General features: G+C 73.5%; 19 protein-coding genes. 8 read left to right on the forward strand and 11 right to left on the reverse strand.

All coding sequences use genetic code 11. From position 1 onward, the window contains the following. Nucleotides 1–4 precede the first annotated feature (4 nt). Both BJY28_RS12760 and BJY28_RS12765 read left to right on the forward strand, forming a co-directional pair. Nucleotides 5–505 carry an OsmC family protein gene (locus BJY28_RS12760; protein ID WP_179463337.1) on the forward strand — a complete coding sequence of 167 codons (501 nt, stop codon included), beginning with the start codon at nt 5–7 and terminating at the stop codon, nt 503–505. Nucleotides 506–535: 30 nt separating this feature from the next. Continuing rightward, nucleotides 536–1159 carry an L-threonylcarbamoyladenylate synthase gene (locus tag BJY28_RS12765; protein ID WP_179463338.1) on the forward strand — a complete coding sequence of 208 codons (624 nt, stop codon included), beginning with the start codon at nt 536–538 and terminating at the stop codon, nt 1157–1159. A 7-nt stretch (nt 1160–1166) separates the two neighbouring features. Here the strand turns inward: BJY28_RS12765 and BJY28_RS12770 are convergent, their stop codons facing one another. Continuing rightward, the gene (locus BJY28_RS12770; protein WP_179463339.1) at nt 1167–2084 is read right to left on the reverse strand and encodes an NYN domain-containing protein; all 918 of its coding nucleotides are present in this window, start codon (nt 2082–2084) and stop codon (nt 1167–1169) included. A gap of 30 nt (nt 2085–2114) precedes the next feature. Beyond that, nucleotides 2115–3275 carry an N-acetylglucosamine-6-phosphate deacetylase gene (locus tag BJY28_RS12775; RefSeq protein WP_179463340.1) on the reverse strand — a complete coding sequence of 387 codons (1161 nt, stop codon included), beginning with the start codon at nt 3273–3275 and terminating at the stop codon, nt 2115–2117. A 131-nt stretch (nt 3276–3406) separates the two neighbouring features. On the opposite strand from BJY28_RS12775, the gene BJY28_RS12780 reads away from it, so the two are divergent. After that, nucleotides 3407–3859, forward strand: a complete 453-nt coding sequence (locus tag BJY28_RS12780; RefSeq protein WP_179463341.1) for a DUF4190 domain-containing protein — start codon at nt 3407–3409, stop codon at nt 3857–3859. Nucleotides 3860–3892: 33 nt separating this feature from the next. Here the strand turns inward: BJY28_RS12780 and BJY28_RS12785 are convergent, their stop codons facing one another. Further along, complete coding sequence (locus BJY28_RS12785; RefSeq protein ID WP_218875344.1) at nt 3893–5029, reverse strand: methyltransferase; 1137 nt, start codon at nt 5027–5029, stop codon at nt 3893–3895. A 91-nt stretch (nt 5030–5120) separates the two neighbouring features. Here BJY28_RS12785 and BJY28_RS12790 point away from each other — a divergent pair, with 91 nt between their 5' ends. Further along, nucleotides 5121–5966 carry an SIP domain-containing protein gene (locus BJY28_RS12790; protein WP_179463342.1) on the forward strand — a complete coding sequence of 282 codons (846 nt, stop codon included), beginning with the start codon at nt 5121–5123 and terminating at the stop codon, nt 5964–5966. 12 nt (nt 5967–5978) lie between these two features. On the opposite strand, the gene BJY28_RS12795 is transcribed toward BJY28_RS12790, so the two are convergent. Both BJY28_RS12795 and BJY28_RS12800 read right to left on the reverse strand, forming a co-directional pair. Further along, nucleotides 5979–6296 (reverse strand): GNAT family N-acetyltransferase, encoded by a 318-nt coding sequence (locus BJY28_RS12795; RefSeq protein WP_179463343.1) that lies wholly within the window; start codon nt 6294–6296, stop codon nt 5979–5981. A 30-nt stretch (nt 6297–6326) separates the two neighbouring features. After that, the gene (locus BJY28_RS12800) at nt 6327–7724 is read right to left on the reverse strand and encodes an aminotransferase-like domain-containing protein (RefSeq protein WP_246313407.1); all 1398 of its coding nucleotides are present in this window, start codon (nt 7722–7724) and stop codon (nt 6327–6329) included. 193 nt (nt 7725–7917) lie between these two features. Between BJY28_RS12800 and BJY28_RS12805 the strand changes: the two genes are divergently transcribed. Together BJY28_RS12805 and BJY28_RS12810 are read left to right on the forward strand one after the other, a co-directional pair. After that, nucleotides 7918–8772: a DMT family transporter gene (locus BJY28_RS12805; protein WP_343037106.1), complete on the forward strand. Its 855-nt coding sequence runs from the start codon at nt 7918–7920 to the stop codon at nt 8770–8772. A gap of 61 nt (nt 8773–8833) precedes the next feature. Beyond that, the gene (locus BJY28_RS12810; RefSeq protein ID WP_179463346.1) at nt 8834–9031 is read left to right on the forward strand and encodes a hypothetical protein; all 198 of its coding nucleotides are present in this window, start codon (nt 8834–8836) and stop codon (nt 9029–9031) included. Nucleotides 9032–9051: 20 nt separating this feature from the next. Here the strand turns inward: BJY28_RS12810 and BJY28_RS12815 are convergent, their stop codons facing one another. Both BJY28_RS12815 and BJY28_RS12820 read right to left on the reverse strand, forming a co-directional pair. After that, on the reverse strand, nt 9052–9888 hold the full coding sequence (locus BJY28_RS12815; protein WP_179463347.1) for a mechanosensitive ion channel family protein: 837 nt from the start codon (nt 9886–9888) through the stop codon (nt 9052–9054). Nucleotides 9889–9925: 37 nt separating this feature from the next. Next, nucleotides 9926–10279 (reverse strand): TraR/DksA family transcriptional regulator, encoded by a 354-nt coding sequence (locus BJY28_RS12820; RefSeq protein WP_179463348.1) that lies wholly within the window; start codon nt 10277–10279, stop codon nt 9926–9928. Between the two features lie 139 nt (nt 10280–10418). On the opposite strand from BJY28_RS12820, the gene BJY28_RS12825 reads away from it, so the two are divergent. Further along, entirely contained in the window at nt 10419–10664 is a 246-nt protein-coding gene (locus BJY28_RS12825) for an antitoxin (RefSeq protein WP_179463349.1), read from the forward strand. Between the two features lie 198 nt (nt 10665–10862). On the opposite strand, the gene BJY28_RS12830 is transcribed toward BJY28_RS12825, so the two are convergent. Together BJY28_RS12830 and BJY28_RS12835 are read right to left on the reverse strand one after the other, a co-directional pair. Continuing rightward, nucleotides 10863–11198, reverse strand: coding sequence for an alpha/beta fold hydrolase (locus BJY28_RS12830; protein ID WP_179463350.1), 336 nt, complete (start codon nt 11196–11198; stop codon nt 10863–10865). Next, nucleotides 11155–11697: an alpha/beta fold hydrolase gene (locus tag BJY28_RS12835; RefSeq protein WP_179463351.1), complete on the reverse strand. Its 543-nt coding sequence runs from the start codon at nt 11695–11697 to the stop codon at nt 11155–11157. The genes BJY28_RS12830 and BJY28_RS12835 overlap by 44 nt, the downstream gene beginning before the upstream one ends. Nucleotides 11698–11974: 277 nt before the next feature. On the opposite strand from BJY28_RS12835, the gene BJY28_RS12840 reads away from it, so the two are divergent. After that, nucleotides 11975–12676: an alpha/beta fold hydrolase gene (locus BJY28_RS12840; RefSeq protein ID WP_218875346.1), complete on the forward strand. Its 702-nt coding sequence runs from the start codon at nt 11975–11977 to the stop codon at nt 12674–12676. Between the two features lie 294 nt (nt 12677–12970). Here the strand turns inward: BJY28_RS12840 and BJY28_RS12845 are convergent, their stop codons facing one another. Together BJY28_RS12845 and BJY28_RS12850 are read right to left on the reverse strand one after the other, a co-directional pair. Continuing rightward, complete coding sequence (locus BJY28_RS12845) at nt 12971–13486, reverse strand: putative immunity protein (RefSeq protein WP_179463352.1); 516 nt, start codon at nt 13484–13486, stop codon at nt 12971–12973. Between the two features lie 72 nt (nt 13487–13558). Continuing rightward, nucleotides 13559–15028 carry an MFS transporter gene (locus tag BJY28_RS12850; RefSeq protein WP_218875348.1) on the reverse strand — a complete coding sequence of 490 codons (1470 nt, stop codon included), beginning with the start codon at nt 15026–15028 and terminating at the stop codon, nt 13559–13561. Between the last annotated feature and the right edge of the window lie 87 nt (nt 15029–15115).

Genomic DNA, 15115 nt, shown 5'->3' on the forward strand with positions numbered 1-15115 from the left:
ACCGATGAGCGAGCAGCCCACCGAGACCACCGAGACCCAGCCCGCCGAGGCGAGCGAGGCCGAGGCCACCGGCGGCACCGGCACGGGGCACCGGCAGGTCGAGCTGACCCGGACGGCGCTGGGGCGCTACCTGGCCACGAACGCCCGCGGCGGCAGCATCCCGCTCGGCGGCGGCGACTCCGAGGACTTCACCCCGGTCGAGCTGCTGCTCGTGGCGATCGCCGGGTGCAGCGCGGTGGACGTCGACCACATCACCAGCCGGCGGGCCGAGCCGGAGGCCTTCGACGTCGTCTCCGAAGGGGTCAAGACCTCCACGACCGGGGAGGGCAACCACATGAGCGACCTCGAGGTGACCTTCCGGCTGCGCTTCCCCGAGGGCGAGGCCGGCGACCGGGCCCGGGGGATGCTGCCGCGGGCGGTCGCCCAGTCGCACGACCGGCTGTGCACGGTCTCCCGGACGGTGCAGCGGGGGGAGCCGGTGACGATGCACGTCGAGGACGCCTGAGCGGTCCGTCCCGGCCCTAGGCTGGCGGGCATGGCCACCTTCGTCGAGCTGCACCCGGTCGATCCCCAGCCCCGTCGCGTCGCCCAGGTCGTGCAGCGGCTGCAGGAGGGTGCGCTGGTCGCCTTCCCCACCGACTCCGGCTACGCCCTCGGCGGGCGGCTGGACGACCAGGCGATCAAGGACCGGATCGCCGAGATCCGCCGGCTCGACGACCGCCACCACTACACCCTGCTGTGCCGCGACTTCGCCCAGCTGGGTCAGCTGGTGCACGTCGACAACCACGTCTTCCGGGCGGTGCGGGCGGCGACCCCGGGGCCGTACACCTTCATCCTGCCGGCGACGAAGGAGGTGCCCCGTCGCCTGCTGCAGGCGAAGAAGAAGACCGTCGGGGTGCGCATCCCGGACAACGCCGTCGTGCAGGCGCTGCTCACCGAGCTCGGCGAGCCGATCCTGTCCAGCACGCTGCTGCTGCCCGGGGAGGAGGAGACGCCGGTCTTCGGGTGGGACGTCAAGGAGCGGCTGGACCACGTCGTCGACGTCGTCATCGACGCCGGCGAGGTCTCCACCGCTCCCACCACCGTCGTCGACTACTCCGACGGTGCGGCGGAGATCGCCCGTTACGGCTCGGGCGACCCGGAGCCCTTTGAGGGCTGAGCCGGGGTCAGTCCGTCGCGCTGCCGCCCGGGCGGGCCGCGGCCTTCGTCCGCCCGGTGCTCTTCGTGCCGCTGGTCTTGGTCGCGGCGCCCTTCGTCGCTGAGGCCTTCGCGCTCGTGCCCTTGGCGGCGGTCTTCGTGCTGGTGCTCTTCGTGCTGGTGCTCTTCGTCGCGCGCCGCCGACGCGAGCGCAGCCGCACCTCGCTGCTCGGGCCGTCGGTGCGGGTCTCCAGGTAGGGCTGCTCGGCGACCAGGCTGCTCAGCTTCTGGTGGCCGAAGTCGCGGGGGTCGAAGTCGGCGTGCGCCCGGCTGAGATGCTGCCCGATCCGGCCGAGGCTGGCCCACCCGTCGTCGTCGGAGGTGGCGTTGACCGCCTTCGTCAGCGCGCTCTCCAGGTTGATCGTGGGGCGCTCGGAGCCACCGTCGGTGCTGGCCTCGCCGGCGGCCGGCTCGGCGCCGCCGCCCGTGGCGTCCTCGTCGCGGCCGAGCACCTCGAGGAAGATGAACTGGTCCACGGCACGGCGCAGCGACTCGGGGGTCTTGCGGCGCCCGATCCCGTAGACCCGGCGGCCCGACTCGCGCAGGCGGGTGGCCAGCCGGGTGAAGTCGGAGTCGGAGGAGACCAGAGCGAAGGCCTCGACGTTGCCCTGCCAGAGCAGGTCCATCGCGTCGATGATCAGCGCCGAGTCGGAGGAGTTCTTGCCGACCGTGTAGGCGAACTGCTGGACCGGCTGGATGGCGTTGCGGTGCAGCTCGGACTTCCAACCGGTCAGCTGGGTGGTCGTCCAGTCGCCGTAGGCGCGCTTGACCGTCGGGGTGCCGTAACGGGCCAGCTCCTCGAGGACGTCGCTGGCGTGCCGGGCCGAGACGTTGTCGGCGTCGATGAGCACGGCGATCCGGGTGAGGCTGCTGACGTCGGAGTCCACGAGCGCACCCTAGCCGTAGCCGGCAGCAGCTCAGGCGCCGTCGGCCGGTGGTGTCCACCGGCCGCGGCGCAGCACCGCCTGCAGGTGGCCGTCCTCGGCCAGCGCGACGAGATCGGCCCGGGCTCCGGGCCGCAGGGCTCCACGGTCGTCGAGACCGACCGCTGCAGCGGCCGTGCTCGCGGTGACCCTGGCCAGGGAGACCTGGTCGGTCAGCGAGGCCAGCAGGGTGCGCATCGCAAGCAGGCTGCTGGTGCTCCCGGCGAGGGTGCCGTCCGGCAGCCGGGCCTGGCCGTCGGTCACCTGGACCTGCGCGCCACCCAGGCGGTGCGGACCGTCGGGCATCCCCGCGGCGGAGATGGCATCGGTGACCAGGGCGACCCTGTCCGCGCCCGCCGAGGCGAGCACGTGCGCCACGAGGTCGGGGTGCACGTGCTGCCCGTCGCCGACGATCTCGAGGGTCACCCGTGGGTCGTCCAGCAGCGCGAGGGCTGGTCCGGGCCGTCGATGATGCAGCGGCGGCATCGCGTTGAAGAGGTGGGTGGCGATGCTGGCCCCGGCGTCGACGGCTCGACGGGTGAGCTTTGGGTCCGCCGAGGTGTGGCCGATCGCGACCCGCACGCCGGCCTCGTGCAGGCGCACCACGGCGTCGATGCCGCCGGGGCGTTCCGGAGCCAGGGTGACCATCGTCAGCGCGCCGTCGGCGGCGCGCAGCAGCGCGTCGATCTCCTCCGGCGCGGGGTCGCGCAGGCTTGCCGGGTCGTGCGCGCCGCAGCGGTCACCGGCCAGCCAGGGCCCCTCCAGGTGGATGCCGTCGATCGCGCCGTCGGCGACGAGCTCGGCGAGCACCCGCACCTGCCGCAGCAGCTGGTCCGGGGGAGCGCTGACCAGGCTGGCCAGCAGGCTCGTCGTCCCGCGCGCCCGGTGCCAGGCGACGGCTCGGGCCACCTGCTCGGGGTCGGCGCAGGACAGGTCGGCGCCACCGCCGCCGTGCACGTGCATGTCGACGAAGCCGGGCACCAGTCGCGCCGCACCGAGGTCGTGCTCGGGTGGCCGCGGAGGCGGTCCCTGGCCGAGGTCGACGATCCGCTCACCGCAGATCTCGACCCAGCCCGGGGAGAGCACCGCGTCCGGGGTGACCACCGCGCGGGCAGCCACCAGCCAGGCACCGGGGCGGGCGGGGTCGCTGCGCATGACACGCCCATGCTCGCAGGCGGCGCTCCGCCCGGTGCTCACCAGCCTGAGCGACGCCGATACCAGCCCGCCGGCCTCCGGCCGGTCACCGCCGTCGGCGACCGGGTGGTGCGCGTCGCTACCATCCGGGCATGACGCAGAGCCCGACGGACGACGGTCCCTCCCGGCCCGACAGGACGCCCGAGGTGGACCAGGACGCGTCCCGGAACCCGCCGCAGTCGCCAGCCGGGCCCCCACCGACGCAGCTCGGGGCCCAGCCCTCGCCGCAGCCGGCACCCGGGCCGCCGCCGGGCTACCCGACCTACCCGCAGTCGCACTCGCTCGCGCTGGCCTCCCTGGTCATCGGCATCTTCGGGATCATCTCGCTGCCGGTGCTCGGGCCGGTCGCCTGGGTCCTGGCCAACCAGGCGCTGCAGCAGATCGATGCCGCGCCGCCCGGCGCCTGGACCAACCGCGAGCACGCGGTCGCCGGCCGCATGCTCGGGATGATCGGGACCGCGCTGCTGGTCCTCGTCACGGTGGTCTTCCTCGCGATCTTCGGCATCAGCGTGCTGGTGGCCGTCGGGGCGTCCGCGGGTAGCTGAGCCCCCGGGCTCGCCGCAGGGCGCAGCGCTGGGTCAGCGGGACAGCAGCACGGCCACCTCGTGGTGGTGGGTCTGCGGGAACATGTCGAAGAGCCGCGCCGAGCGCACCCGGAGCGAGGGCATCGCCTGGAGGTCGCGGAGCAGCGTCGTGGGGTGGCAGCTGGAGTAGACGACGTGCGGGACGGTGGAGCCTTCCAGCGCAGCGGCGAGCTCGGGTCCGATGCCCCGTCGGGGCGGGTTGACGACGACCAGGTCGTGCCTGACGGCCACCTCCGCGGTGGCGTCGCCGACCCGGAAGGTGGCCGGCAGGTCTGCCGCCCGCGCCGCCGCGCGTGCTGCGGCGACCGCATCGGTGGAGACCTCTACCCCGGTCACGGTGCGCCGGGAGGCTCCCGGGGCGGCCGCCGCGGTGAGGGCGAAGCCACCGACCCCGCAGTAGAGGTCGAGGACCGTGCCGGGGTCGGTGTCGCTCACCCAGTCGCTGGCCTGGGCGTAAAGCTGGCGGGCCATCCCGGTGCTCGTCTGGAAGAAGCTGCGCGGCCGCAGCTGCAGGGTGAGGCCGTCCAGCCGCATCGGCAGGGCGTCGGCCTCGGTGAGCACGATCTCCTCGTCCCCTTCGAGGACCGCCTTGTGCTCGGGCTGCAGGTTGACGCTGACCACCCGCAGGCCCGGGACGGCGGCCAGCAGCTCGTCCAGGTGCCGGCGCAACCGCGGGAGCTGGCCGGGGGAGCGCAGCACCACCCGGGCCATCAGCTCGCCGTCCGGGGAGGCGGTGACCACGAGGTGCTTCAGCTCGCCGCTGCGTCGCGGCACGTCGTAGGGCACCAGCCCGACGTCGGCGACCGCCGCGCACAGCCGGGGCAGCGCCGCCGCCAGCGACGGCTCGTAGAGGCCGCAGTCACGCAGGTCGGTGCCGATCCCGGTGCGCGGGTCGAGGATGCCGAAGGTGGGTGCCCCCTTCGTCCCGGCCACGGCCAGCTTGGCCTTGTTGCGGAAGCCGGACTCGGGTCCGGTGGCGGTGGGTAGCCAGGCGTCCGGCGCGACGTGCTCGGCGAGCAGCTCTCGGACGGTGCGTTCCTGGTCGGCGACCTGCCGGGTATAGGGGACCCCCATGAGGGTGCAGGAGCCGCACTCGCCGCGGTCGAAGTGGTCGCACTGCACGGGTCTCATCCTGCCCGCTGGACCGCTGGTTGGAGACATCCGGCCAGAGAAGTTAGCCTCGCCTAAGTCATAAGATCCGTCCCCGACGAAGGGAGTGGCCGTGGCCCGGCCCGAGCACCGCATGACCGTCGAGCGCACCGAGCAGGTGAGCCCGCACCTCGTCCGGGTGTGGTTCTCCGGACCAGGCGTGGCCCAGATCGCCGAGAACGGGGACTCCGACCGCTACGTCAAGCTCATCTTCGCCCCCGAGGGTGTCACCTGGCCGGAGTCGAGCAGCGTGGCCGAGATCCAGGAGAGCGCGCAGCCGGAGGAGCAGCCGATCCTGCGGACCTACACCGTCCGCCGGCTCGACGCCGACGCGCAGCAGGTCGCGATCGACTTCGTCGTGCACGGCGACGAGGGGGTCGCCGGCCCGTGGGCGGCCGGCGCGCAGCCGGGAGAGAGCATGCGCTTCTTCGGTCCGGGCAGCGGCTACCGCCCCGACCCGGGCGCCGACTGGCACCTGCTCGTCGGTGACGAGTCCGCGCTGCCTGCGGTGGCCGCGGCGCTGGAGGCCATGCCGGCCGATGCCGTGGCTCGTGTCTACCTCGAGGTCGCCGGACCCGACGACGAGGTCGCGCTGGATGCGCCCGCCGGGGCCCAGGTGCGGTGGGTGCACCGGGGCGGCGCCTCGCACGAGGTGCCCGAGGAGCTCACCGGTGCCGGGTCGCCGCTGGTCGCGGCGGTCCGGGAAGGAGAGTGGCTGGACGGCGACGTGCAGGTCTTCGTGCACGGCGAGGCCGAGGCCGTGATGAAGAACATCCGGCCTTACGTGCGCAAGGAGCGCGGCGTGCCCGCCGCCCGCGCGGCCTCGATCTCCGGGTACTGGCGGCGCGGCCGGACGGAGGAGGGCTTCCGCCGGTGGAAGGCCGACCTGCGGGCCGCCGAGGAGGGCCAGCCGGCCTGACCCGAGGGGCGGTCAGCCCTTCGGCACCGCGGCCAGCGCGTCCGGGGTGACCGGGTCGACGAGGTCGTCGACCTCGTGGTGGGTGCCCAGGTACTTCTTCACGTAGGGACAGACCGGGACGATCCGCATCCCGTCGGCGCGGGTGGCCTCCAGGGCTGCGGCGACGAGGGTGCTGGCCAGGCCGCGCCCACCGAACTCCTCGCCGATCTCGGTGTGGAAGAAGATCCGCTGATCCCCCTTCTCGACGAACTGGGTGAACCCCGCCACCTGCCCGTCGGTGGTGATCTCGAAGCGGTCCGGGTCGGTGCGCCTGCTCACGTCCTCGCTCATGGTGCCCACGCTGCCAGATCAGGCCGATGCTCACTCGCCTGCCGCCACCACCGGCGCCAGCCGGCGGATGCCGGCGCCGACGTCGTGCGCGCTCGGCGCGGCGACGAGGCTCAGCCGGACGAAAGGGAGCGGCTCGCCCCGCCCGGTGGCGTAGGTGGGCCCGGGGGTGACCGCCACGCCGTGCGCCATCGCCTCGGCGGCCACCGCCGCAGGGTCGAGATGCTCGGGCAGGCGCGCCCACAGGTGGAAGCCGCCGCTGGGGCGACGGGCGAGCGCCTGCGCGCCGAGGGTCTCGCGCACCGCGGCCTCGGCGACGGCGGCCCGCTCCGTCAGGCGGCTCGAGAGCTGTCGGCGGGAGCGCTCCCAGCCTGGTGCGGAGACCAGCTCGAGCGCGGTGTGCTGCAGCAGCGCCGGGACGAAGAGGGTGTCCACGAGCAGCGCCGTCCGCAGCCTCGCGAGCACCGGCCCCCGGGCGGCGACCGCGCCGACCCGCAGGTTGGGCGAGGTCATCTTCGTCAGCGACCGGATGTGCACGACGGTGCCGTCCGGGTCGTCGGTGATCATCGGCGGCGGGGGAGCGGGCGCGTCGGCGTGCACCAGCCCGCGGGCGAAGTCGTCCTCGATGACGAACGCCTCGTGCCGCCGGGCGATCTGACGGACCTCCTCGCGGCGCTCGGGCGGCATCACCGTGCCGGTGGGGTTCTGGAAGGTCGGCTGGAGCACCACCACCCGGGCCCGGGTGCGGGTCAGCGCCTCGTCGAGGTAGGTGGGCTGCAGGCCGTGCTCGTCCATCGGGACGGGCAGGGGGTGCAGCCCGGCGGCAGCGGCGGCCGCGGTGGTCCCGGGATAGCTCGGGGTCTCCACGACGACCGGGTCGCCCGGCTGGGCCAGCGCCCGCAGCGTGGACGCCAGGGCGGCCTGCCCGGCCGGGCAGACGAGCACGTCGTGGCGCCCCAGCCCGCCGCCGATCTCGCCGGCGAACCAGTCCCGCAGCTCGGGCAGACCGGTGGTCGGCGGCCGGTCCCAGGTGTCCGGGCGCCGAGCGGCGCGGGCGGTGGCGGCCCGCAACAGGTCGAGCGGCTGCAGGGCGGGGTGGAGGTAGCCGCCGTTGAGGTCGACGACCTCGGCGCTGCGTGCGGTCATGGTCACGGCCAGCCGGGAGCCGTCGTAGCGGCGCTGCCCGCCGGCGAGAGCGTCGGTGAGCTCCAGCGCCGCGTCCTGCCACGAGGTGTCCCCGGTCGAGCCGGTGGCCGCGGGGGGAGCCACGGTGAAGGTGCCGGCGCCCGGCCGGGTCTCGACGACACCGTCCCGGCGCAGCTGGCCCAGGGCCTGGGCGACGGTCGTGGCGCTGGCGCCGAAGCGCCGCACCAGCTCTCGTTGGGAGGGCAGGCGCGTGCCGGCCGGTGCCCCGGTCAGGTCGACGGTCAACGCGGTGGCGATAGCGGACGCTGCACTGCTACTGTCGTTCATGAGAGTTAACGATAGCGATACTGTCGAGTTCCGGATAGCGCCACGGGTCGACACCGGGCATGCACCGGCGACCACGGCGTCGCCGACCACCGCAGTGCCGACCACCGCGGTGCCGAGCAGCGGGTCGCGGGGCACCTCGTCATCGAGTCCGGTGTCCCTGGGCGCGGTGCTGGCGGCTCTCGGGGTGATCGCCTTCTCGTTCAGCTTGCCGGCCACCGTCTGGGCGTTGCAGGGGATGGGCCCGTGGACGGCCGCCGGGGCGCGCGGCGTGCTCGCTGCCGTCCTCGCGATGGGCGCGCTGCTGCTGTGGCGGGGTCCGGGGCCGCGCCGGCAGGACTGGCCGGGGCTGCTCGTCGTCGCGATCGGCTGCGTCGTGGGCTTCCCGCTGTTGACCACCCTGGCGCTGCAGACCTCGGGCACCGCGCACTCGGCGGTGGTCATCGGTGCGCTGCCGATGGCCACGGCGGTCATCTCGGTGGTCCGCACGGGGCGCCGGCCGTCTCCGGTCTTCTGGGTGGGCGCCGGGGGCGGGGGAGCGGCGGTCACCACCTTCGCGCTGGCGCAGAACGGCGGCCGGCCGAGCCTGGCGGACCTCTACCTGGTCGCCGCCCTGCTGGTGTGCGCCGCCGGCTACGCCGAAGGGGGTCGGCTCGCCGCGTCCATGCCCGGGTGGCGGGTCATCGCCTGGGGGGTGGTGCTCGCTGCGCCGGTCAACCTGCTCGTCCTCGGTGTCGCGCTCGGGCAGGAGCCGGTCCGGCTCGGGGTGACCTCGCTCGTCGGCCTCGGCTACACCGCCGCGGTCTCCCAGCTCCTCGGCTTCGTGCTCTGGTACCGCGGGATGGGGGAGATCGGGGTCACCCGGGCGAGCCAGATCCAGCTCGCGCAGCCGCTGCTCACCGTGCTGTGGGCGGCGCTGGTGATGCACGAGGCGATCCCGCCGGCGACCCTGCTCACCGCTGCCGTGGTGCTCGTGTGCGTCGTGATCACCCAGCGGGCGCGGTCGTGACCTCCGCAGCCCCCGCCGAGACCCGGACTGCTCGTATCGTCGAGATCAAGGAGAGACCGTCATGATCCTGCTGCTCACCCCGCTCGTCCTCGTCGTCATGCTCTTCGGCGGGCTGGCTCCCTGGTGGATCGCCGGCCGGCACGCCATCCCCGCCCGAGAACGCCTGCCGCTGGAGCGGATGACGATCCAGGACTGCCTGGCCACGCTGCGCCGCGGAGCGGACTGGTGGGTGCCGGACACCCTGCGCGACGACGACTGAACCCTCGCGGCAGCCCGGGATCAGCCTCGGCGGGGGAGCCGCTCGCGCAACAGGTCGCGAAGCCCGGGCGTGGTGTCGACGGTGATGACGTCGGAGGAGGTCTCGATCCCGGAGGCGGTGAAGGCGGCCAGCACCGCCCGGATGACGTCGTGGGTGGCCTCCTTGGTCTCCAGCTGGCGGGCACCGGACCAGAAGCGCAGCTCGAGCTGGACGGTGCGGGTGCCGACCTCGACGAGCAGGGCCTGGGGGAGCGGCTCGTCGAGGACCGCGGGCAGGTCGCGCATCGTCGTGATGGCGATCGCGCGCACCTGGTCGAGGTCGTTGTCGTCGGCCAGCTCGATGAGGACGCTGCTGCGCACCTGCTCGTAGCCGGTCTGGACGGTGACGACCTTGGAGTGCAGCGTGCCGTTCGGGACGAGCACGAGCCGCCCGTCGAAGGTGCGGATCTCGGTGGCCGACAGCCCCATGGCGACGACGGTGCCGGCGGTCTCCTGGACGGCGATCTGGTCGCCGACGCGGAAGCGGTCGCGGCTGAGCATGACGATCCCGGCGAAGAGGTTGCCCAGGACGGTCTGGAAGGCGATACCGGCGGCGATGGAGATGACGCCGACGCCGCCGAGGATGTTCACCGGCTCGATGCTGGGGAAGAGGATCGTCAGGGCCGCGCCGACGCCCAGTGCGAGCACCCCGTAGCCGGCGAGCTGGCCGAAGATCCGCGAGGCCTCGGGTCCGCGGCCGCGCCAGCGCAGCGTGCTGCTCGTGCCGGCGCGGACCAGCCGGCTCAGCACGTAGGCGCCGACGAGCACGGCCAGGGCGACCGCGACGCCGGTCCAGGTGATCTCGGGCAGGCTGGACATCCGCGTCAGGATGCCACGGCCGGTGGGGGAGAGGGGCTCACGGGCCGCGGGTGGCGGCGCAGGTCAGGCACCACGGGGTCGCCGGGCGAGCCTCGAGCCGGGCGGGCAGGATCGCCGCACCGCAGCCGAGGCAGGTGCCGTAGCTGCCGTCGTCGACCCGGGCGAGGGCGGCGTCGACGGCGGCCAGCTGCCGGCGGGAGGCGAGGGTCAGGGCATCGACCTGGGCCCGGGAGACCGCCACCGTCTCGCCCTCGACGTCGTGCTCGTCGTCGCCGTTGGCCGTCTCGGCGGCCGCGACGATGTCGGCGAAGGACCGCTCCAGGCCGGCCAGCGTCCGCAGCACGTCGTCGCGCTCGCGGGTCAGCTGCTCACGGGCCTGCTCCGGTGTCATGGACCCAGGCTGCCAGCGAGCACCGACAGTTGCGGGGATGCTGCAGGCGGTGGTGGGTGCGAAAGGTGTAGGCGACGCGCTCAGCTGGAGCGTCCCTGATGATGGGTGCGCAGCATGACTGGCGACGCTACGGTGCACCATGCGCACGACGGTCACCTTCGACGCCGACACCGAGGCCCACGTCCGGAGGCTGATGGACGAGCGAGGCCTCTCCTTCACGCAGGCGCTGAACGACGCGATCCGTGCCGGGATGTCTCCGCGACCGCCCTTCCGCACAAGTGTGCGGAGCTTGGGCAGCCCACGGGCTGACCTCGACCAGGCGCTGCAGCTGGCGGGTGAGATCGAGGACGCGGGGCTGCTGCGTCGAATGAGGGCCGGCCAGTGAGGCTCGTCGACGCCAGCGTGCTCTACGCGCGCAACGGTGGCGTCCCCGCACCACGACGAGGCTCGCGCGTGGCTGGGTGAGGTCAGCGCGAAGCGGTCGGCGGTGCGGGCTCCGGCACACCTGCAGGGCCCGTCGAGGACCGCTACCGCACAGATCACCGACCGCGGCAACCTCGAGCTCGTACCGGTCAGGGATCGGCTATCGGGAGGGCTCGCCGGACGATGGCAACGCGTGTCGTTCCAGGAACGGGATCAGGGCTGCAGCGACCTCGTCGGCGTGCGTGAGGGCGAGCGAATGGTCGGCGCCCTCGACACGCACGTCCTCCACGTCCGACATCCACGCCATGACGAGCGTCCGGACCTCGGCGAACCACGGCCCGCTCGCGGTGCCGCCGATATGCAGGACGGGACACTCGATGCGATTCGCATCGTCTGCCGAGAAGCGCCAGGCCAGCAACGCCGGGAGGTCGATGTCGAAGAACGTGCCGGCATCACGTCCGATCTGCTCGGCGGAGCCGGCCAGGTGCCCCTCCATGTCTGTGCGCCAGCGTCGGCCGACCCACCATGGCCATGAACTCCTCGAGGGCGGCCTCGAGGCCGTCGGCGCGCCGGATCGCGAGGAGCGTCTCGTTGACGGCGCGGAACTCGACGCCGCTCGGCACGTGCACGGGCGGCGGCTCCACGAGAGTCATGGTGTGAACCGTCTCCGGAGCATCGACGGCGAGCTGCATCGCGACCGCAGCGCTGTACGACAGCCCCACGATGTGCGCACGTGAGATCTCCATGATGTCCAGCACGCCGCGGCAGTCGGCCGCGTCGCGTGCGATGGAACCTGGGCTCGTGGCCGGACAGCTGCTGCCGTATCCGCGCCGGTGATACAGGATCGTCCGAAACCGGTCGGGCAGTCGGCTGGCCATCGGACACAGCTCGTCCGCGACGAGCGCGGTCTGGATGAAGACGACGGAGTCACCTGAGCCCTCGTCCAGCACGTCGAACCGTTCGCCTCCAGCCACCGCCAGGCGTGCCCATGACACGGTTCGAGGCTACTGCTGGCGCGGACCGTGGGTCGATGCCTCACTGGTCACCGCTCAGGACCTGGTTCACCGATGTGGTCGGGGAGCGGGTCAGACTGACCTCGGTGAGTCAGTTCTCCAGCACACAGGGCAGGAAATGACATAATGTGGCTTATCGGCGTTCTCGACGACAGCGCGACCGGTGGGACGACGGCCTATGCAGTGCCGGTCCTGTCGTGGCCACGCTCACAGCCTCGCCCCCGGCGCCACCGACCACCCGGCACGCGAGGATGACGCGATGACCACGAAGCCACCGCTCGTCCTGCTGCACGGCGTGACCAACTCGGCGCGCATCTGGGACGACGTGGTGCCGCTGCTCGACGAGACGTTCGAGCTGCTCGTCCCGACGGCCGCCGGTCACCGCGGCGGTCCGCCAGACCCCGGTGGCCTGACCATCGCGCGCCTCGTGGACGACGTCGAGACGCTGCTCGATGATCACGGCCTCCCGCAGGCGCATCTGGCCGGGAACTCCATGGGTGGCTGGATGGCGCTCGAGCTGGCGCGGCGAGGCCGAGCGCTGAGCGTGTGCGCGCTGTCGCCGGCCGGGTGCTGGTCACCGGGTGCCGACGACGAGACGCACGCGACGTCGGCGATCCGGCGCGGGCGACGCCTGGCGGCGGCCGCGCTGCCCGTGGCGCCGATCGCCTTGCGGTCCCGGCGGATCCGGCGGATCGCGCTGCGTGACGCGGCCGAGCGCGCCGACCGGCTCACCCCGGCACTAGCCCTCGGGGTCGTCCGTGACCTCGTCGGGTGCTCTGCCGCAACGGATCTCCTCGGCACCACCGAGCAGGTCGCTCCGCTCACGCCGTCCTGCCCGGTCACCCTGGCCTGGGCAGAGCGCGACCGGATCTTCCCGCCGGCCGTCAACGGGGTCACCGCGCAGCGGCTGGTCCCGGACGCCACCTCCTCGAGCTGCCGGCGGTCGGGCACGTGCCGATGATCGACGACCCCCGGCTGTGCGCCAGGATCATCCGGCAGGCCTGCGGCGTGCCGCAGAGCCGGTCCGGCGCGGGTGATGAGCGCTGAGCAAGCCTCAGGCGCGCACCACATCGACGCCGTAGTCCGCGAAGCGCGTATCCCGCGGTCACGACCGAGATCCCTTCGCTCAGCGCCTGGGCGATGATGAGCCGGTCGAAGGGGTCGCGATGATGAACCGGCAGGGCCGCTACCGACAGCGCGTGCGTCGCTGCATGCCGTGCGGCACCCAGGGGTTGCTACCCGTCTAGCGGTGCCGTTAGACGTGGAAGACGTCCCAGCAGATCGGGTTGCGGCGCTCCTGGTCCGCCAGCACCAGGTCGCGCACCTCGGCCGGCAGCTGCTCGCGCTGCCAGCGGCACTCGCGCCGACCGGCGGCGTCCTGCTCCCCCGTGCTCACCGACGCCCGGACGGCCTTGATCGCGTAGGCCGCGGCGCCGAGATCGTGCTCGGCGACGTGCGCGACGACCGCCGCCTGCCCGGTGGCATACGCCGCGAACCGGGCCGCGCCGCGCAGCTCGCGCGCCGCGCCCATGGCGTGACCGCCGGCCGCCCGGGTCGCCATCATCGGCAGCTCCCCTCGCGCCCAGGCCCGGACCGCCACGAGCGCCGCTCCCGGCCGGTCGTCCTGCGGGCGGGCGCTCTCGAAGAGCGGGAGCACCCGCTCGGCGCACCCGGCCGCCCACAGCGCCAGCAGCCGGTGGTGCTCGTCGGTCAACGAGCCCCCGCGGCGGATCGTGATCATCCGCGGGTCGCGCTCGCCGGGCAGGATCACGCCGTCAGCCTGCCACGGTGCGCGCGCTCACGCTTCCGGGCGGCAGGACGACCGTGCGGTCGCCGTGCGCGCTCAGCGCCGCCGCGACCGAGCGGCCAGCACCGCCATGAGGAGCATGAGGCCGGCCCCGATCGCGGTGGCCAGGTGCATCCCGTCGACGAAGGACTGCTTCGCAGCGTCGATCACCCCGGCGCCGGCGCCGGACTCCAGGGTCTCCCCCAGGGTCGGCGCGAAGTCGCCGCCGGCGGCGAAGATCCACGCCGCCAGCGACCCCAGCAGCGCCAGGCCGAGGGCGTTGCCGAGCTCGAACGAGGTCTCCGAGACACCGACCGCGGCGCCGGTCTGCTCCTCGGGCACCGAGCCCACGGCCACCTCCGAGACGAGGGTGAAGACCGTCCCGTAGCCCAGGCCGGCCACCGCCGAGCCGGCCACGTACCAGGCCACTCCCCCGTCGACGCCGACGCCGAGCAGCATGAGGCTGCCGAGCGCGGCGAGCACCAGGGAGGCGACGAAGGTCGTCGAGACCCCGAGCCGCTCGGCGATCCGGGAGCCGTACATCGAGGAGGCGAAGACGGTCACTGCGAGCGGCACCCCGAGGTAGGCCGCGGCCAGCGGGTCACGCCCGGTGACCGACTGCAGGTAGATGCTGGAGAGGTAGCTGAAGGCGGCCAGAGACATCATCCCGGCGAGGCTGGAGCCGATCGCCACGGTGAACTCCCGGTTCGCCAGCAGCGAGAGGTCCACCAGCGGCACGGTGAGGGTGCGCTGCCGTCGGACGAAGGCCACGATCAGCCCCACCCCGACCGCGCCGGTGATCAGGGTGACCGCGTCCAGCCCGTACTCGGCGACGTGCTTGACGGCGTAGACCGCGGCCATGATCCCGACGACGGACATCACCACGCTGGCCAGGTCCAGCGGCGAGCCGGAGGCGACCCGCCGCTCGGGCAGCAGCGCCGGAGCGGCCAGCAGCAGCACCAGCAGCACCGGCACGTTGATGAGGAAGACCGAGCCCCACCAGAAGTGGTGCAGCAGCACCCCGCCGATGATCGGCCCGACCGCCGCTCCCCCGGCGAAGAAGGCGGTCCACACCCCGATCGCCCGGCCGCGCGCCCGCGGGTCGGCGAAGAGGTCGGTGATCAGCGACAGGCTGGAGGGCAGCAGGGTGGCTCCCCCGATGCCCATGAGGGCGCGGGCGGCGATGAGCAGCGCCGAGGTCGGGGCGAAGGCGGCGATCACCGAGGCCAGACCGAAGAGGCTGGCGCCGAGCAGCAGGATCCGCCGCCGACCGATCCGGTCGCCGAGCGAGCCCATGGTGATGAGCAGGCCGGCGATGAGGAAGCCGTAGGCGTCGAGGATCCACAGCTGCTCCGAGGCGCTCGGGTCGAGGTCGGCGGTGATCGCCGGCAGCGCCAGGTAGAGCACCGACATGTCCATCGAGACCAGCAGCACCGGCAGCACGAGCACCGCCAGGCCCCACCAGGCACGACGGTCGCCGCGGTGGGAGCGGGTCTCGTCGGGCCGAAGGGCGGTCGGGCTGGTCACTGGGTCCTCCTCGAAGGGCGTGCCGGGCCGCGGTCGTCACGACCGGACCGGGATGGCTGGCGCGTACGCTGTACGCACATGCGTGTA

It is taken from the genome of Janibacter alkaliphilus (assembly GCF_013408565.1).
GTDB classification, from domain to species: domain Bacteria; phylum Actinomycetota; class Actinomycetes; order Actinomycetales; family Dermatophilaceae; genus Janibacter; species Janibacter alkaliphilus.